At 30.1% G+C, this 17,096-nt stretch carries 19 protein-coding genes; 10 read left to right on the forward strand and 9 right to left on the reverse strand.

What is annotated here, in order from left to right; genetic code table 11:
• Positions 1-211: 211 nt before the first annotated feature.
• From ABXT72_RS06960 to ABXT72_RS06985, 6 genes are read right to left on the reverse strand one after another with little or no spacing between them, the layout of a single operon-like run.
• The gene (locus tag ABXT72_RS06960; RefSeq protein WP_415278217.1) at positions 212-1,057 is read right to left on the reverse strand and encodes a bifunctional 5,10-methylenetetrahydrofolate dehydrogenase/5,10-methenyltetrahydrofolate cyclohydrolase; all 846 of its coding nucleotides are present in this window, start codon (positions 1,055-1,057) and stop codon (positions 212-214) included.
• Between the two features lie 8 nt (positions 1,058-1,065).
• Positions 1,066-1,356 carry a YggT family protein gene (locus tag ABXT72_RS06965; protein ID WP_415278218.1) on the reverse strand — a complete coding sequence of 97 codons (291 nt, stop codon included), beginning with the start codon at positions 1,354-1,356 and terminating at the stop codon, positions 1,066-1,068.
• Complete coding sequence (locus ABXT72_RS06970; RefSeq protein ID WP_415278219.1) at positions 1,353-2,438, reverse strand: mechanosensitive ion channel family protein; 1,086 nt, start codon at positions 2,436-2,438, stop codon at positions 1,353-1,355. Before ABXT72_RS06970 ends, ABXT72_RS06965 begins: the two co-directional genes overlap by 4 nt.
• A 2-nt stretch (positions 2,439-2,440) precedes the next feature.
• Complete coding sequence (locus ABXT72_RS06975; RefSeq protein ID WP_415278220.1) at positions 2,441-3,139, reverse strand: uroporphyrinogen-III synthase; 699 nt, start codon at positions 3,137-3,139, stop codon at positions 2,441-2,443.
• Position 3,140: 1 nt separating this feature from the next.
• A complete protein-coding gene (gene hemC, locus ABXT72_RS06980) occupies positions 3,141-3,806 on the reverse strand; it encodes a hydroxymethylbilane synthase (RefSeq protein ID WP_415279176.1) in 666 nt (221 codons plus the stop codon).
• Positions 3,793-4,065 carry a hypothetical protein gene (locus ABXT72_RS06985; RefSeq protein WP_415278221.1) on the reverse strand — a complete coding sequence of 91 codons (273 nt, stop codon included), beginning with the start codon at positions 4,063-4,065 and terminating at the stop codon, positions 3,793-3,795. Before ABXT72_RS06985 ends, hemC begins: the two co-directional genes overlap by 14 nt.
• Positions 4,066-4,124: 59 nt before the next feature.
• Here ABXT72_RS06985 and tsaD point away from each other — a divergent pair, with 59 nt between their 5' ends.
• Positions 4,125-5,198: a tRNA (adenosine(37)-N6)-threonylcarbamoyltransferase complex transferase subunit TsaD gene (gene tsaD / locus ABXT72_RS06990; protein ID WP_415278222.1), complete on the forward strand. Its 1,074-nt coding sequence runs from the start codon at positions 4,125-4,127 to the stop codon at positions 5,196-5,198.
• Between the two features lie 152 nt (positions 5,199-5,350).
• Here the strand turns inward: tsaD and ABXT72_RS06995 are convergent, their stop codons facing one another.
• Positions 5,351-5,803: an Lrp/AsnC family transcriptional regulator gene (locus ABXT72_RS06995; protein WP_415278223.1), complete on the reverse strand. Its 453-nt coding sequence runs from the start codon at positions 5,801-5,803 to the stop codon at positions 5,351-5,353.
• 115 nt (positions 5,804-5,918) lie between these two features.
• Here ABXT72_RS06995 and ABXT72_RS07000 point away from each other — a divergent pair, with 115 nt between their 5' ends.
• The 3 genes from ABXT72_RS07000 (at position 5,919) to acs (ending at position 9,436) form a co-directional block, all read left to right on the forward strand.
• Positions 5,919-6,890, forward strand: a complete 972-nt coding sequence (locus ABXT72_RS07000; RefSeq protein ID WP_415278224.1) for a dihydrodipicolinate synthase family protein — start codon at positions 5,919-5,921, stop codon at positions 6,888-6,890.
• A gap of 128 nt (positions 6,891-7,018) precedes the next feature.
• On the forward strand, positions 7,019-7,432 hold the full coding sequence (locus ABXT72_RS07005; RefSeq protein WP_415278225.1) for an EVE domain-containing protein: 414 nt from the start codon (positions 7,019-7,021) through the stop codon (positions 7,430-7,432).
• A gap of 12 nt (positions 7,433-7,444) precedes the next feature.
• A complete protein-coding gene (gene acs, locus ABXT72_RS07010; protein ID WP_415278226.1) occupies positions 7,445-9,436 on the forward strand; it encodes an acetate--CoA ligase in 1,992 nt (663 codons plus the stop codon).
• Here the strand turns inward: acs and ABXT72_RS07015 are convergent.
• Entirely contained in the window at positions 9,433-10,056 is a 624-nt protein-coding gene (locus ABXT72_RS07015) for an esterase (protein ID WP_415278227.1), read from the reverse strand. The genes acs and ABXT72_RS07015 overlap by 4 nt on opposite strands.
• A gap of 120 nt (positions 10,057-10,176) precedes the next feature.
• Here ABXT72_RS07015 and ABXT72_RS07020 point away from each other — a divergent pair, with 120 nt between their 5' ends.
• The 6 genes from ABXT72_RS07020 (at position 10,177) to purH (ending at position 16,528) form a co-directional block, all read left to right on the forward strand.
• Positions 10,177-10,440 (forward strand): DUF4212 domain-containing protein, encoded by a 264-nt coding sequence (locus ABXT72_RS07020; RefSeq protein ID WP_271492987.1) that lies wholly within the window; start codon positions 10,177-10,179, stop codon positions 10,438-10,440.
• Entirely contained in the window at positions 10,440-12,254 is a 1,815-nt protein-coding gene (locus ABXT72_RS07025) for a sodium:solute symporter family protein (protein ID WP_415278228.1), read from the forward strand. Before ABXT72_RS07020 ends, ABXT72_RS07025 begins: the two co-directional genes overlap by 1 nt.
• 72 nt (positions 12,255-12,326) lie before the next feature.
• Entirely contained in the window at positions 12,327-12,671 is a 345-nt protein-coding gene (locus ABXT72_RS07030; protein ID WP_415278229.1) for a hypothetical protein, read from the forward strand.
• Between the two features lie 47 nt (positions 12,672-12,718).
• Positions 12,719-13,378 carry a ribulose-phosphate 3-epimerase gene (gene rpe / locus ABXT72_RS07035; RefSeq protein ID WP_415278230.1) on the forward strand — a complete coding sequence of 220 codons (660 nt, stop codon included), beginning with the start codon at positions 12,719-12,721 and terminating at the stop codon, positions 13,376-13,378.
• Positions 13,379-13,382: 4 nt separating this feature from the next.
• A complete protein-coding gene (locus ABXT72_RS07040; protein WP_415278231.1) occupies positions 13,383-14,993 on the forward strand; it encodes a heparinase II/III-family protein in 1,611 nt (536 codons plus the stop codon).
• Positions 14,972-16,528 carry a bifunctional phosphoribosylaminoimidazolecarboxamide formyltransferase/IMP cyclohydrolase gene (gene purH / locus ABXT72_RS07045; RefSeq protein ID WP_415278232.1) on the forward strand — a complete coding sequence of 519 codons (1,557 nt, stop codon included), beginning with the start codon at positions 14,972-14,974 and terminating at the stop codon, positions 16,526-16,528. The genes ABXT72_RS07040 and purH overlap by 22 nt, the downstream gene beginning before the upstream one ends.
• On the opposite strand, the gene ABXT72_RS07050 is transcribed toward purH, so the two are convergent.
• On the reverse strand, positions 16,518-16,862 hold the full coding sequence (locus ABXT72_RS07050) for a 4a-hydroxytetrahydrobiopterin dehydratase (protein WP_415278233.1): 345 nt from the start codon (positions 16,860-16,862) through the stop codon (positions 16,518-16,520). The two genes, purH and ABXT72_RS07050, sit on opposite strands and share 11 nt — an antisense overlap.
• Between the last annotated feature and the right edge of the window lie 234 nt (positions 16,863-17,096).

The raw sequence follows: 17,096 nt of genomic DNA on the forward strand, positions 1-17,096 counted from the left end.
TTTTTTTAATTAAATTTTTGTTTTGGTGCATATGGACATAAATAATCTTTTATCAACTAATTATAAGCTTACTAGTCACTTCAAAGTTACTTAAATAATGACTGGTCATTTTTTGTTATTTATTTGTAAGATAGTCATAGGAAAAATTAATAAAAAATAAATATTTCCTTTTTCAAATGTTAAGGAATTATTAGAGGGAAATGGAAAATTTTTATTTTTGAGTTCTTTTAAAACACTCAATAGTATTTTTTAGCAAGCAGGCAATAGTCATTGGCCCTACTCCACCTGGAACAGGTGTTAAAGCCCTTGCAACTTTTGACACTTCTTCAAAAGCAACATCTCCAACTATACCGTTTTCAGTTTTATTTATTCCAACATCAATTACGATTGCATCTTTTTTAACCCAGTCTGCTTTTACAAGCTCTGGAATACCAACCGCTGCAACAATAATATCTGCCTCCAAGCATTCTGCTTTTAAATCTTTAGTTTTTGAATGGGTTATCGTAACCGTACAATTTTCTTTTAAAAGTAACTGTGCCATTGGCTTGCCATTTAAATTTGATCTACCAATCATAACTGCTTTTTTTCCACTTAGATTTGGTTCAATTTTTTTAATCATTAAATAACATCCTAACGGAGTACAAGGTACTGAGCTTTCATAGCCTGATGAAAGATTACCAACATTCATTGGGTGAAACCCATCAACATCTTTACCTGGCAAAATAGTTTCAATAACTTTTTGCTTATCGATGTGTTTTGGTAAAGGCAATTGAACTAAAATTCCTGAAATACTTTCATCTTTATTTAATTCTTCAATTTTATCTAATACTGTTTTTTCTTCCACAGCTTCTGGATATCTAATTACTTCAGATTTTAACCCCACTTCATCCGCAGCTTTTTCTTTCATACGAACATAAATTTGACTAGGAGCCATATCTCCAATTAATATTACTGTAAGTCCTGGAATTTTATTATGTTTAGCTTTTAACTCTACAACTTCTCTTCTAAGATCTTCTCTAAGTTCAGCTGCTATTTTTTTTCCATCTATTAAGATCATAAATTTCCCTAAAAAATCATTGGTGCAATGTAGAGTTTCATACACATTTCTATAAACCAAATCAACAACAGTAGTACTACTGGTGCAATATCTAATGATCCTAAGTTAGGGAGAAATCGTCTTATTCTATTAAGCATTGGCTCAGTTAATCGGTAAGTCATTTCTAATATTGAATAAACAAACCTGTTTTGAGTATTTATAATATTAAAAGAAACAAGCCAGCTGATAACTACATTTGCAATTACCACATAAGAATAAAGCTTTAATATTTGAAGAGCTAAGTAAAAAATGGCTATCATTTTTTCTCAATATAAATTGACTGACTTGGGAAAGCAAAAGCTGCTTTGTTTCCTTCAACAATTTGTTTTATTTCAATTGCAAGTTTTTCTTTAACCTCCAACCATGTTGAAAAACTATTAGAAGTAGTAAAACATCTAACCCTCATATCAATCGAACTATCTGAAAATTTTTCAACTCTAACCGCAACTCCTACAGCTTTATCAAAATCATCATTTTTATTAATGTGGCCTTCAATTTCATCTCTTATTTTTTTTAGCTGATCAACAGTAGTGTCATATTGAAGTGTTATTGCCCAATCTATTCTCCAGTTAGTTGTCTCACTAATATTGATAACTGCATTTTCAGCAAACTGAAAATTAGGAATTATAGCTAAAGATTTATCAAACTTTCTTAAAACTGTTGATCTAAAACCAATTTTCTCAACAATCCCTTCAATGATACCTTCTACTAATATCCAATCTCCAATTTTAAATCTTTTTTCTACTAAAACTAAAATCCCTGAAATTAAATTTTTAAATAAATCTTGTGCACCTAAAGCAACAGCAACACCAAATAAACCAAGTCCTGCAATAATTGGTCCAATTTTTATTCCCCAAAGTTCAAGAACAGCTGCTAACCCTAGAATAAAAATTAAAATCTTTAAGGATTTTATAATCCATCCCACTAACTCACGGGTTAACATTTTATCTAGCCCACTTAAAATATATGAAATTGGTTCAATAATTTGATGGATAACCCAGAATATTAAAATTGTAATTAATGTTCGATTAATTGTATCAACTATAGCTCTGCCATCATCTGCAAAAGACATATAATAACTTGCAATAAAAAAACCTAGAACAATTGGTAAAAATCTAGCTGGCCCTTCCATTGCATGGACGAATGTGTCATCTAATTTATTTGTAGTTCTTTTTGAAATTGCTTCTAATCTTTTAATAATAACTTTACTTATTATTCCTCTAAAAATTAAAAAAATAAAAAATATTCCAATACCAATTAGTATTTGAAAAATATCAACTCCACGAATTCCTTTAGACCAAACAGAAATAAACAGGTCACTAAAATTACTAAATATGTCCATAATTAAATTTTATATAGCAAAAATTCTTCTTCTCCAGGGTTAAAAAGAAAAATTTTTTTCCATTTAATTTCATTAAGAATTGAAGAGGTTTTTTCTCCAATGCACATCAAATTAGTATTCATCCATAAGGTTTCTAGCTGATAATTTTTAATTACTTTTAAAAAATTAATAGCACTATTTTGCGAATAAATGTAAGTGATTTCAGGCATTTTCAATTTCAGTTTTTCGATAAAGCCTTCATCATATTTTTCGATCGCGTTGGCTCTATAATTAATTAATCGTTCTATTGTGTACCCACTCGAAATAAGTTCCTTATCTAAATCGCTAGAGATTATTTTTCCACTTATATAAATTAACTTTCCTTCAGAAGATTTGAAATTTTGTAAGATTAATTCCTTAAGATTATTTACATTTCCCTCAGCTGCAAAAACATTTTGGAAACCAACACTTCTAGCTTTTTTTTCTGTAGCGTTTCCAACGCAAAAGCATTTTAATTTTTTATCAATGTTCTTTATATCCAAAAATTTAATAGCATTAGCACTAGTAAAAATAATTCCTTTAAACTCAGGATAGTTTGGAACTTCATGTTTCAGACCTTCAATATTAATTAAAGGTAAATGAGATATTTCATGACCCAATGATTGAAATTTTAATATCATTTCATGACAATCTTCTAAGGGTCGTGTGAATAAAATATGCATATTATTTTTTGTAAGAATTATTAGACATCTTTTTTAGAGTTTCTCCCATCTCTATTCCCAATTCTTCTGCTTTGTCTATACTTTCAGATGATTTTAAATGAAATCTTTTACTGCCATCTAGTGAAAAAAGCTCAACTTCAAGAATAATTTTATTGCCCTCAATACTAGCAAATGCTCCTACTGCTGTTTCGCAGTCCCCTTCTAAAACCTTTAAAATATTTCTTTCAGCTTTTATTGTACTGTGTGTTGATTGATGATCAACTTGTTTTAATAGCTCAATTAACTCTTCGTCACTATTTCTACATTGCAAAGCAATAACTCCTTGTCCTGCACAAGGTATAATTTCTGAAGTAGAAAAAGTTTGAGAGATATTTTGATTTAATCCTAAAGAATCAATTCCAGCATAAGATAAGATAATTGCATCATATAAATTTTCGTTAAGTTTTCTTATTCTTGTATCAACATTTCCTCTAATTAATTTACAATCAAGATCATTTCTTATTTTTTTAATCTGAAATTCTCTTCTAAAAGAAGATGTTCCAATAATTGAATTTGGAGCTAAATCTTTTAGATGTTTATTATCTTTGCTAATTAAAATTTCCCTTGGATCATTTCTTTCTAAAAAACAATCTGTTAACAGTCCTTTAGTTTCTTCAGAACGGCATATCTTTTAACGCATGCACAGCTATATCTATTTTTTTTTCTAATAATTCAACCTCTATAGTTTTTGAGAAAAGTCCCTTACCACCTACTTCAGATAATCTTTTGTCTTGAACTTGATCACCCTTGGTTACGATTTCTTTAATGATTACTTCTTCAATTCCAAAATCTTTTGAATGTTTGAGAATTTTTTCTTTAGCCTTTTCTGCATAGATTAGTGCTAATTTGCTACCTCTAGAGCCTATAATAATTTTTCTATTTTTCATTTAATTGCTTTATACTTCATACTTATATTGAGAATGTATTATTAATAAAAACTAATTTAATGAATAAAAAACCCATAATTTTAGGAATTGAATCAAGCTGTGATGAAACGGCTGCCTCCATCATAACTGAAAATGAGCTAGGTATGCCAACAATTTTATCAAGTATAGTTTCGAGTCAAGTAGATGTTCATAAAGAGTTTGGCGGAGTTGTGCCCGAGCTTGCTGCGAGATCTCATATGGAAAAAATAGATTTAATCACAAAAAAAGCACTTGATGAAAGTGGAGTAAAAATGGAGGACCTAGATGCGGTAGCAGCAACTGCAGGACCTGGTCTTATAGTCTGTCTATCTGTTGGTTTAAGTTTTGGGAAAGCAATGGCCTCTTCTCTCAACAAACCTTTTATAGCTGTTAACCATTTAGAAGGACATGCGTTAAGTCCAAAACTAAATTCTGAATTAAACTATCCTTACTTATTACTTTTAATTTCTGGAGGCCATACTCAATTTTTAAGCGTTCAGGGGTTAGGAAATTATAAAAGATTAGGAACAACTATTGATGATGCTGTAGGTGAAGCATTTGATAAAACAGCAAAGTTATTGGGAATAGAGTTTCCTGGTGGGCCCCAAATTGAGGTATATGCAAAAAAAGGTGATCCCAATAAATATGAATTACCCAAGCCAATTTTTCATAAAGGGGGATGTAATTTATCATTTGCAGGTTTAAAAACTGCTGTTTTAAAAATATCAAAACAAATAAAAACTGAACAAGAAAAATATGATCTTGCAGCATCTTTTCAAAAAACAATTGAAGAAATACTATATAAGAAAAGTAAAATTGCTTTTGAAGAGTTTAAAAAAATGAACACAACAAATAAAAATAAATTTGTAGTTGCGGGTGGTGTTGCTGCAAACAAAAGAATTAGAGAGGTTCTAACTAATCTTTGTAAAGAAGAAGATTTTGAAGCAATATTTCCACCTATTAATTTGTGTGGAGATAATGCTGCAATGATTGCAATGGTTGGATTAGAGAAATTTAAGTTAAAACAGTTTAGTGAATTAGATAGTCCCGCAAAACCTAGATGGCCTTTAGATGTAGATGCTGCTTTTTTAAAAGGTGCTGGAGTAAAACTGTAGTGCAGTACCGGCTAATGAAACCAAAGCTTACAGTACATCAGCAAGACTCCACAGACTCCTACCAGCTTTTTACTTTATTTAATATATAAACAGCATTGATTGACGGCCATTAATAAATATCTATGTATGGTACATCGCATAGTGTGACTTTTTTAATAAATTCTAGCATGATCAGATTTTACACGACGCAACGGTATAGAAGATTCTACCGATGAAACACCCTCAATAACAGTAAGTTTTTTTGTTAAAAAGTTTTCAAATTCTTCCACATCCTTTACGGCAATTCTAATAAGATAATCTTTAGTTCCTGTCATTAACCAGCATTCAACTACTTCTGGAAAACTCAATATTTTTTCCTCAAATTTATCAAAGTTTTTAGACTGTTGTCTTTCTAAGCTTATAAAAATAAAGGCTGGAAACTTGTAACCAAAAGAATTTTCATCAATATTTACTGTATAATTCTTAATTATACCTTTTGCTTCAAGTTGATTAATTCTTCTTGCGGTAGGGGCAATACTTAAATTTATCTGATCGCTTATTGTTTGAAGCGTAGCTTTGCTGTTATTTTTTAGTATTTTTATTATTTTTTTATCAAGCAAATCCATATAATTAATAATTTTTATTAATAATTTTATAATATTTAATATAATATATTAAAAATCAACTAATAATTAGCAATATTAGATAATATTTATTTTTTAAGTAATGTATTTTCACGTCATGAACAATTTTGACCCTTTGTGGGCTCCCATTCTTACGCACTACGAATTAGCTGATAATTTAAGATTAAATAAAGCACTTATAAAAAAACACATGAAGTGGTTAGAGCCAAGTGTAAAACAATTCTTGGTATGCGGAACTACAGGGGATGGTTGGATATTAAGTGATAAATTAATAAACGATTGGCTTGAAATATTAACTGAAAAAAATTTTTTAACTGATCAAAACAAAATATTATTTGGTGCATTTGGTAATACGACCAAAGAAGTTTTACATAGGGCTAAGCTTATTGAAGATTATTTAACTGATCATACGTGTGAAGCAAGCTTTTTTGGATTAACTTTATGTGCACCAGTAAATGAGACAATAACTCAAAACGGAATTATTAAACATTTTGAAAAGATTATTGAAAATACATTGTTGCCAATTTCCATCTATCAATTACCACAAGTTGTTAAGTGTGAGATTAAACCAGAAACTTTAAAGTATTTAAAAGATAAATTTAAAAAGAGAATTGTTTTATTTAAAGATACAAGTGATGAAGACAAAGTTATTGATTCAAAAATTGATTTTGGAGATTTAAAATTTTTAAGAGGTGCAGAGAAAAACTATTTTGATCATATTAAACCAAGAGGTAAATATGATGGATTTTTATTAAGCACAGCAAATTGTTTTGGCAAGGTTTTGAGAGAAATATTAAAAGAAGTAGAGGAAAATAATTTTGAAAAAGCAGAAAATCTTTCAAAAAAGCTAAGTGACATTATTAGAGTATCTTTTGATAAAGGAGAAAGGTTGAATTTTGGAAATCCTTTTTCAAATGTAAATAAAGCTTTTCTACATGTAATATTTAATAAAGAAAAATTTAATGATCTTAATTGCAAAACATGCTTTAAGAATAACATACCTGGCGATTTTTTAACATATGCAAATGGATTGCTTGTTGAAAACAAATTGATAAATTCATTAAAATAATAAATCAATAATAACTATTGATTGGCGCTTATTAATACATACTATCGTATGGTACACATTTGTTTTAATTGATGTAAAACGAAAGTGCTATGTTCAAAAAAATAAATAAACTCTGGGAAAACAATTAGATGCAATACTGGTTAATGAAATCTGAACCTGACGTTTGGTCAATTGACCAACAAAAAAAAGCTGGTGCTAAGGGTGCTCCTTGGGATGGGGTAAGGAATTATCAAGCAGCTAAAAATTTAAGAGGAATGAAAAAAGGAGACCTTTGTTTTTTTTATCACTCAAATATAGGTAAGGAAATTGTTGGTATAGTTGAGGTTATTAAAGAAGCTTTCTTAGATAAAACTGACAAAGATGGGCGATTTGTAGCTGTTCAAGTAAAGTTTAAAGAAAAATTAAAGAAAAGTGTAACTCTTGAAGAGGTTAAAAAAACCAAGTCTCTTAGCCATTTATCACTTATTAAACAAAGCAGATTATCTGTTATGCCCATAGACTCTAAAAGCTGGAAAATTTTAAATAAGATGAGTAGTATTTAAATAAAAAAATTCATGCCTAAAAAAAAAATAAAGCCTATTAGAAAAAAAGTTTTAAAAAAAATTCAAGAAAAAGAATTAATTATAAAGACTAAACCTGAGTGGGTAAAAAGTGCTCTAGTAAATAAAGCAAAATATCAAAAAAAATACTCTGACTCGATTAAAAAAAATGATGACTTTTGGAAGATTGAAGGAAAAAGAATCACTTGGATTAAACCATACAAAAAAATTAAGGACGTAAAATATAGCAAAAAAGAAGTTAAGATTAAATGGTATGAAGACGGAACATTAAATGCTTCTGCCAATTGTATAGACCGCCACCTTAAGGATAAAAAAGATAAAACAGCTATTATTTGGGTAGGTGATGATCCAAAAGATACTAAAAAGATTTCGTACAAACAATTACATACTGAAGTTTCTAAAGCTGCAAATGGTTTAAGAAAACTAGGAATTAAAAAAGGTGATCGAGTTACAATTTATTTAACTATGATTCCAGAACTTGCAGTAACAATGCTAGCTTGTGCTAGAATTGGTGCAGTTCACTCTATTATTTTTGGTGGATTTTCAGCAGACTCTATTTCTGGTAGAGTTAATGACTGCGAGTCACAGTATATCATTACTGCAGATGAAGGTGTTAGAGGGGGTAAAACCATTCCTCTAAAAGCTATCACTGATGAAGCGTTAAGAAAATGTCCAGATGTTAAAAAATGTATTGTTGTAAAAAGAACTGGAAACAAGGTTGATTGGGTTAAAGGAAGAGATGTTTGGTATGACGATTTAATTAAAGATGTGTCAAATAAATGTGAACCCGAAGAAATGAATGCGGAAGACCCTTTATTTATTCTCTACACATCTGGCTCTACTGGAAAACCAAAAGGAGTTTTACATACAACGGGTGGCTACATGGTTTATGCATCTATGACCCATCAATATATTTTTAATTACAAACCAAAAGATATTTATTGGTGTACGGCTGATATTGGTTGGGTTACTGGTCACAGTTATATTATTTATGGTCCTCTTGCTAATGGTGCAACAACAATAATGTTTGAAGGAATTCCAACCTACCCTGACAATTCAAGATGGTGGCAAATTATTGATAAATATAAAGTTAATATTTTTTATACAGCACCAACTGCTATTAGAGCTTTAATGAGAGAGGGTGATAAACCTGTTAAGAAAACTTCAAGAAAATCTTTAAAATTATTAGGAACTGTTGGAGAGCCTATTAATCCTGAGGCTTGGATGTGGTACTACAAAATAATTGGAAATTCTAAATGTCCCATTGTTGATACGTGGTGGCAAACAGAGACAGGTGGAATTTTAATTAGTCCTCAAACAGGAGCTATGAATTTAAAACCTGGTTCTGCAAGTAAACCTTTTTATGGAATTAAGCCTTCTATAGTTGATAAAAATGGAAAAGAAATTAAGGGAGCTGGTGAAGGAAGATTGTGTATTTCTCAATCTTGGCCTGGACAAATGAGAACTGTTTATGGTGATCATCAAAGGTTTATTGATACTTATTTTTCTCAGTTTGATGGAAAATACTTTACAGGCGATGGTGCTAAAAGAGATAAAGATGGTTACTACTGGATAACTGGTCGTGTAGATGATGTAATTATTGTCTCTGGTCATAACCTTGGAACTGCCGAAATAGAAAGTGCTTTTGTTGCTCATCCAAAAGTTGCTGAAGCAGCTGTAGTTGGATACCCACACGATATTAAAGGTAACGGTCTATATTGCTATGTAACTCTAAATGTTGGGGAAAGATCAGATTTAGATCTTGAAAGAGATTTAAAACTTTGGGTAAGAAAACAAATTGGAGCACTTGCAACACCTGATATTATTCATTTTTCACCTGGACTACCTAAAACTAGATCTGGAAAAATTATGAGAAGAATTTTAAGAAAAATTGCTGCTAACGAACATAATCAATTGGGTGACACATCCACTTTAGCTGACCCAAGTGTTGTTCAAAGCTTAGTTGATAATAGAAAAAATATTTAGATTTTAATTAATTCTTTAAATTCTTTTTCAATATTTTCCCATTTTAAGATCATAGAATTTAATACAATCTTTCTATCTAAAATTTTTAATTCTTCAGCCACTGGTGCCCACTTATATAAGGCTAGAGCACTTTCATTAAATGGCCAAGATTTATAATATGTATTCCAATCAATCTTTTCTAATCGTTCTTTAAATTTTTCTTTTGCTTGTAAAATAATTTCTTCCGGCATTTCATTTTTTGTTTCTTTGTTCAAAATTTCATCATAAATTTCATTTGCTTTACTCATGTCCTTATAATTACAAAAAACATTCAAATATGATAGGCTATAAAAAGTAAGATCTTGAAGTGCTATAGAATAAATATTCCATTTAGCTTTGTTAATGGATGCTAAAAATATTTCATCATCAAAGTGTAATACCCACTTAGTTCCCATTCTTGTTTTTAAGTAATTATATAAAGTTACTTGTGACACCCAGGCTGATTTTGTTTGAATAAACGGTGTAAGGTCTTCTATATTCTTGATTTTTTTCTTTGGAAGAACTCCTTTAAACAAAGCAAATAAATAAACTCTAAAATCTTCAAGTTTTATGTCTTTTATTTTAAGTTTATATTTGAGCAATTTTACCTACTTTTTTTAAGGTTTATATTACAAAAATGGCTCTAATTCGACCTATTTAAAGGCTTTCAATCTATCTCATTATGGTTAAGGTTTCTTTCTTAACTATATAGGGAGAGTAAAATGTCAAATAAAGCAAAACATTGGGAAAAAACTAGGGGGCTACTGTTTGTTACTTTAGCAATCTGGTTTGTATTCTCGATTGGCATCTTTTTTTTCGGAACTGAAATGGAAGCATCTAGCTTCAGACCTTTTGGTTACCCATTGTCATATTATATGACATGTCAGGGTTCATTATTAGCATTTGTAATTTTGAATTTCTGGTTTGCAGGTAGACAAGAGAAGATAGATGAAGAGTTTGGTTTCACTGAAAGAGAGGATAGCTAATGATAAAAGGTAAATTTATAGACAATCTACCAAAAGTTTATGGAATCTATACAGGTGGTTTTATAGGATTCATAATACTGATGGCGATTGCTGAACAAATGGGGATGTCTGCAAAAGCAATAGGAATTTCTTTTGTTGTATTCACCATTGCTATCTATGCGATAATCGGTTGGTTATCACGTACACTTCAAACGGACGCGTACTACGTAGCAGGAAGAGAAGTACCCACTGTATTTAATGGAATGGCTACTGCAGCAGACTGGATGTCTGGTGCATCATTCGTTGCAATGGCAGGTGGTATTTACTTTAAGGGCTATGGATATATGGCACTACTAGTTGGATGGACAGGTGGTTATATACTTGTATCTACTTTGCTAGCACCTTACTTAAGAAAATTTGGCTGTTACACAGTTCCAGATTTTGTTGGTACACGATATGGTGGTAATGGAGCAAGACTTTCTGCAGTACTAGTATTAACAGTAGCTTCATTCACATATGTGACTGCACAAATCAATGCAACAGGAACTATCGCTGCGGTAGCTTTAGATATTCCTTTTGAGGTTGCTGTGTACGTTGGATTAGTAAGTATATTGCTTTGCTCTATGCTTGGTGGAATGAGAGCGGTTACATGGACACAGGTTGCGCAATATATAGTTTTAATTATTGCTTACTTGCTTCCTGTATTCTGGATCAGTAATAAAATGGGTGCTGGATTCTTCCCACATTTAATGTTGGGAGATGAAGTAGCTAGAATTGCTGAACTAGAAGGTCAGTTTGGGTTTGTTAAAAACTCAGCTGCAGACTTAGCTACAGTACCAAAAGGTTTGGCTGGAATAACTAAAGCACACTCATCAGTTAATGGAACAAACTGGGGATTTATTTCTCTAGCAATTTGTATGATGGCAGGAACAGCTTCTTTGCCTCACGTTATGATGAGATACTTTACTACTCCAAGTGTAAAATCAGCTAGAAGATCTGTAGCATGGTCGCTACTTTTCATCTTTATTTTATACTCAACTGCGCCAATGTTAGCTACATTATCAAAATTATCACTGATTGATCCAACACTTTCAACAGGGATTATTGGTAAATCGATAGCTGAGGTTCAAGCGATAGATTGGTATCAAAACTGGAACCAAGCTAACCTGATGTTTGTCAGCGACTTTAACGGAAATGGAACTCTTGAATTAAATGAGTTTTTCATGGGTGGTAAAGCTGTTGTATTAGCTACTCCAGAAATTGCTGGATTACCTTATGTAATCTCAGGTCTAGTTGCTGCTGGAGGTATGGCTGCTGCCATGTCTACTGCTGATGGTTTGATCTTAGCAATCGCAAATGCTTTGTCTCATGACTTGTACTACAAGATCATTGATCCAAAAGCAGAAGCTGCGAAGAGATTAATTGTTGCAAGGGTATTACTTGTAATAATTGGTTTTGCTGGAGCAACTATTGCCGCAATGGGTATCCAAGGTATCTTAGGTTCAGTAATCTGGGCTTTTGACTTTGCGATGTCAGGATTGTTCTTCCCACTTGTACTAGGTGTATGGTGGAAAAGAGCGAATGGTCCTGGTGCTGTTGCAGGAATGCTTCTAGGATTAGCAGCTGGTACTTGGTATCTAATTTGGGTACGTACTGGTGGAGCTGGATTCTGGGGTATTACTCAACTTACATTCGGTATCTTTGGATCGTTAGTTAGTTTAGTTTCTATGGTAGTTGTTAGTTTACTAACAAAAGCGCCAGACAGAGCTACTCAAGATATGATTGACGAGCTTCGTATTCCAAGTGGTAAAACGATACTTGGAAAACAACACTAATTAAATTTATTACTAAGGGGCGATTTATTTCGCCCCTTAGTAAATTTTTAAACAAAATTCCTTTTTATATTTATGCCAGAAATTCATCCCTTTATTCTTATAATTGATTATATTTTAGGTGTTATAATGTGGACTCTAATTGGAAGAGTTGCGATGAATATTTTTCAACGAGAAAACTCAGAATTTTTTTTTATGAAGGCTTTTGTAAAATTAACAAATCCATTAATTCGTTTATTTAAACCTATTACTCCTTCATTTATTATAGGTCCTCTTGTTCCTCTTTACGTGGCCTGGTTTTTTTATATGATTAGATTTTACCTTATGCCCTACCTACTAGGGTATTCTGTCATGGGAATGTTATCTTTTCCTCTAGAAAGCGAAATTGCTTCAGAAATTTATCGTATTTTTGGCAAATAATTAATTCAAATTAAAAATAAAATTGATACTACTAATATTAGTAATCGATGAAAAAAATACAAATATCACCTTCAATTTTATCTGCTGATTTTAGTCAATTGGGCAATGAAATTAAAAGACTAGAAGAAGGTGGTGCTGATATGATCCATGTGGATGTGATGGATGGCCATTTTGTTCCAAATTTAACAATGGGACCTCCAATCATTAAGGCTTTAAGACAATACACAAAACTACCATTTGATGTTCATTTAATGATTTCTCCTGTGCATAAATATATTAAAGATTATGCTGATGCTGGAGCAGATATTATTACCATACACCCAGAAGCAACTGAAAATTTAGCAGTTTCTATTGACCATATTAAAAGTTTAAAAAAAAAAGTAGGTGTTTCTTTAAACCCAGAAACTAAAATTAATTTAATAACCGACTTATTAAACGGGATCGATTTAGTTCTAATTATGAGTGTAAATCCTGGATTTGGAGGACAAAAGTTTATGCCAGAAGTTTTAGAAAAAATAAAAGAATTAAAAAAAATAAGGGATCAAAAAAATTTAGATTTTGATATCGAAATTGACGGTGGAATTAATTTTGATAATAATAAATTAGCAATAGAAGCTGGTGCAAACATTTTAGTATCTGGAACAACTATATTTAAAAACAATAATGGAGATATAAAAAAAAATATAGACCTTTTAAAATCAAGTTAAAATAATGATTTTAAACAATTCATTTAAACTTATCAAAAAAAAATTTCGTCGTCTTTATTTAAACTCCAACCTTTATAATAAAAAAATTACACCCTCTTCTATTGAATTAATAGAATATCAACCAAGTCCTAGCTTGCTAGATGGCCTTATAAAATATGATAAAAAAAAAATTAATATAGAAAATTATTCATTAAATGAAATTTGGGATAATCCAAATTTAAAAGAAAAAGACCAACAGAATTTAAACAGTTTTTTTTGGTTATTTAGCCTAGACCTTAGATCTTCAAAAAAAGATACACAAAATGTCATTTATCAATGGATTAATACAAATGAAAGGTACAACTCTGAAAATTGGAAAAATGATATAATTGGAAAAAGAATAATAGCTTGGATTTCAAATTCTAGGCTTACCTATGAAGACGGAAGCGTTGATTATAAGGAAAAATTTAATGGCATTGTAAAGAAACAGATCAATCACCTTATTAATGAAATAGAAACCTCTGAATTAATCAATGATAAGATTATAGGTTGTGCAGCTATCATTTTAACTGGCCTATCATACCCTCAAAATAATGATTATTTAAATACTGGGTTAAGTTTACTAAAAAAATTAGTAAAATATTCATTGGATAATGATGGCTTTCCAAAATCAAGAAATATTAGGCAGTTAAGTTTCTATTTAAAATATTTTATATTAATTAGAGAATGGTTCAAAGAATCTCAAAATGAAATACCTGACTTTATAAATGAAAATATATATTATTTAGGTCAGGCTTACGCTTTTATTTGGCAAAACAATAAAGTAGATTTTCTCTTTAATGGTAATCACAAAACAAATAATCATAATTTTGACCTTTATTTAAAAAAACTTGGCTATAACTTTAAAAATCAAAATAATGAGCTAGGTGGCTATGCAGTACTTAACAATAAAAAAAATTCTCTGATAATGGATATTGGATCAAGCCCAAATATAAAACTATCTTCAAATTATCAAGCTGGAGCTTTGTCTTTTGAGATCATATCAAATGGTAAAAAATTAATTAGTAATTGTGGTTATTTTCAAAAGGTTAATCACCAATTAAATGAAGTATCTAAATCGAGTGCAGTCCACAGCACACTAGTTGTAGATGATAAATCTTCTTGTAGTTTTAATAAACTCAGAGGAAAAAAATCTAGAATTAATCAAGGATTAAAGATATTAAAAAAAAAAATAGTATTTGAAAAAAATTATTGGAAAATTAATGCTTCTCATGATGGTTATTTAAAACTACATGGAATTGTTCATGCCCGAGAAATAGAATTCTACCCAGATCAATTAAAATTTATTGGACACGATAAAATTATTTCTAATAAGGATATTAAGAATTTAAAATTTGAAATTAGATTTCACTTAGAACCAAACGTTAAAGTAATGAAAACAAAAGATGGAAAGTCAATATTTATAGATCTTGATGGGGAGGGCTGGAAGTTTAGCTCAGAAAACACAATGATAAATATTGATAAAGGGTTATATTTTGGTGAAAAAAATTCTTTCACAGATAATCAAAATATATTTATTTCAGGAATGACTAATGAAGAAAATCAAACTATAAGATGGGAAATCACAAAATTATAATGAAAAAAATAAAAAAAGCCCTTATTTCAGTATCTGATAAAAAAAAATTAGGTAGCCTTTTAAAAGTTTTAACTAAATACAAAATTGAGTTAATTAGCTCTGGAGGTACCTATAAAGAAATAAAGAAACTTAAATTTAAATGCCAAGAAGTTTCTGAGTATACCGGTTCACCAGAAATTCTTGGTGGAAGAGTTAAAACCCTGCACCCAAAAATTCATGCTGGCATATTAAGTAAAAGGAACGACAAATCTCACACTAAGGAACTAAAAGTTAATCAATATGATGAAATTGACCTTGTTATTGTTAACTTTTATCCTTTTGAAAAAACTTTAGAGCAAACAACCAATCATTCAAAAATAATAGAGAATATTGATGTTGGAGGTCCCACTATGGTTAGGGCAGCAGCAAAGAACTATAACGATGTTACAGTTATTACATCTTCAAATCAATATGAGGCTCTAATTAATGAATTAGAAAATAATAAAGGATCAACATCTATTGAGTTTAGACAAGAGATGTCTTTAGAGGCCTTCTCTGAAACAGCTTATTATGATGCTGTAATTTCTAACTATTTTAATAAAATTAAAAAAAATAATTTCCCCAAAAAAAAAATTATTTATGGAAACTTAATTGAAAAATTAAGATATGGAGAAAATCCACATCAAGAAGCTGCTATTTATTCTAAAACTCAAAATCTTAATATTGAACAAATTCATGGTAAGCAGTTAAGCTATAATAATTATAATGATATTTTTTCTGCATTAACAATATCTAAATCTTTACCTAAAAACTCTGGAACAGTTATAGTAAAACACGCCAATCCTTGTGGTGTTTCAATCAATAAAGATGGTTTAAAAAGTTATAAATTAGCTCTAGCTTCTGATCCAATTAGTGCTTTTGGTGGAATAGTTTCATGTAATTTCAAAATAAATAAAGTTCTAGCCTTAGAGCTTAATAAAATTTTCTTAGAGGTTGTCATTGCAAATGGTTTTGAAATTAATGCTTTAAAAATTTTAAAAAAAAAAAAAAATATAAGAATTATTGATGCTTCAGAATTTATCATGAAAGATTTAATTAAATTTGGCTCTGTAAATGAATCTATTTTAACACAATCTGAAGATTTAAAAATATTTGAACTTAAAGATTTTAAAATCGTTTCAAAACAGAAACCAAATAAATCTCAATTGAAAAATTTAATTTTTGCATTTAATGTTTGTAGATATGTAAAATCTAATGCAATTGTACTTGCTAGTCAGGAAGCAACCGTTGGTATTGGTTCGGGACAACCTAGTAGACTTGATAGCTGTCAAATTGCTATAGATAAAATGAATAAATTTCAAAACTTAAAAGAAGATGTTGTGGCAGCCTCTGATGCATTTTTCCCATTTGTAGATGGTATTGAAAAATTAGTACAGTCAGGGGTTTCAGCTGTAATACAGCCTTCTGGATCAATTAAAGATAAAGAAATAATAAAATTTGCAAACCAAACTGGTACTATTTTAGTTTTTTCTAAAACAAGACATTTTAGACATTAAAAATTTGATCAATTTTAGCTGCTAAAATAAAATCATTTTCTGACAGTCCTTCTATAGCGTGAGTGGTAATTATAATTTTAGCATATCCCCAACCAAATGAAATATCTGGATGATGATTTTCATTTTCTGATATTTCACCAACTTTATTTATAAAATTTTGACTATTAATAAAATTCTTAAAAATAAAATTTTTCTCTAAAAAATATATTTCTTTTTTATTTTTTTTAACATCCCAACCATCCACTTTTTTTTGATATTTATGAATTTCACTAATATCGAAAGGCAAAATTCCACCCTCACAAGGTACACATTTTTTAGTAAGTAAATCATTCATTAATTAGTATGTTTTAAATTTATGGAGCGGGTCAAGGGAATCGAACCCTCTACCTAATCGTTGGCAACGATTCCCACTCTTTAAAACCATTGTATTTCAACATTTATTTTTAGTCAAATGATCATAAAACCACTCTCACTGCGATGGTAGAGCAATAATAAATTATGATGTAGAATTTGTTCATGAAAAAACTTTTTTAGCTTTTTCACATTGCCAGATAACATATTCATTTTT

This window comes from Candidatus Pelagibacter sp. Uisw_094, assembly GCF_047729535.1.
In the GTDB taxonomy this organism is placed as follows: domain Bacteria; phylum Pseudomonadota; class Alphaproteobacteria; order Pelagibacterales; family Pelagibacteraceae; genus Pelagibacter.

Excerpts from the sequence above, each read along its gene's own strand:
- acs (WP_415278226.1), top strand. The coding sequence starts at position 7,445 with ATGCCTAAAAAAAAAATAAAGCCTATTAGAAAAAAAGTTTTAAAAAAA.
- ABXT72_RS07050 (WP_415278233.1), bottom strand. The coding sequence starts at position 16,862 with ATGAATGATTTACTTACTAAAAAATGTGTACCTTGTGAGGGTGGAATT.
- ABXT72_RS06975 (WP_415278220.1), bottom strand. The coding sequence starts at position 3,139 with ATGCATATTTTATTCACACGACCCTTAGAAGATTGTCATGAAATGATA.
- rpe (WP_415278230.1), top strand. The coding sequence starts at position 12,719 with ATGAAAAAAATACAAATATCACCTTCAATTTTATCTGCTGATTTTAGT.
- ABXT72_RS06970 (WP_415278219.1), bottom strand. The coding sequence starts at position 2,438 with ATGGACATATTTAGTAATTTTAGTGACCTGTTTATTTCTGTTTGGTCT.
- ABXT72_RS06985 (WP_415278221.1), bottom strand. The coding sequence starts at position 4,065 with ATGAAAAATAGAAAAATTATTATAGGCTCTAGAGGTAGCAAATTAGCA.
- ABXT72_RS06960 (WP_415278217.1), bottom strand. The coding sequence starts at position 1,057 with ATGATCTTAATAGATGGAAAAAAAATAGCAGCTGAACTTAGAGAAGAT.
- ABXT72_RS07025 (WP_415278228.1), top strand. The coding sequence starts at position 10,440 with ATGATAAAAGGTAAATTTATAGACAATCTACCAAAAGTTTATGGAATC.
- ABXT72_RS07005 (WP_415278225.1), top strand. The coding sequence starts at position 7,019 with ATGCAATACTGGTTAATGAAATCTGAACCTGACGTTTGGTCAATTGAC.
- purH (WP_415278232.1), top strand. The coding sequence starts at position 14,972 with ATGGGAAATCACAAAATTATAATGAAAAAAATAAAAAAAGCCCTTATT.
- ABXT72_RS07000 (WP_415278224.1), top strand. The coding sequence starts at position 5,919 with ATGAACAATTTTGACCCTTTGTGGGCTCCCATTCTTACGCACTACGAA.
- ABXT72_RS07020 (WP_271492987.1), top strand. The coding sequence starts at position 10,177 with ATGTCAAATAAAGCAAAACATTGGGAAAAAACTAGGGGGCTACTGTTT.
- ABXT72_RS06965 (WP_415278218.1), bottom strand. The coding sequence starts at position 1,356 with ATGATAGCCATTTTTTACTTAGCTCTTCAAATATTAAAGCTTTATTCT.
- ABXT72_RS07040 (WP_415278231.1), top strand. The coding sequence starts at position 13,383 with ATGATTTTAAACAATTCATTTAAACTTATCAAAAAAAAATTTCGTCGT.
- ABXT72_RS06995 (WP_415278223.1), bottom strand. The coding sequence starts at position 5,803 with ATGGATTTGCTTGATAAAAAAATAATAAAAATACTAAAAAATAACAGC.
- ABXT72_RS07030 (WP_415278229.1), top strand. The coding sequence starts at position 12,327 with ATGCCAGAAATTCATCCCTTTATTCTTATAATTGATTATATTTTAGGT.
- tsaD (WP_415278222.1), top strand. The coding sequence starts at position 4,125 with ATGAATAAAAAACCCATAATTTTAGGAATTGAATCAAGCTGTGATGAA.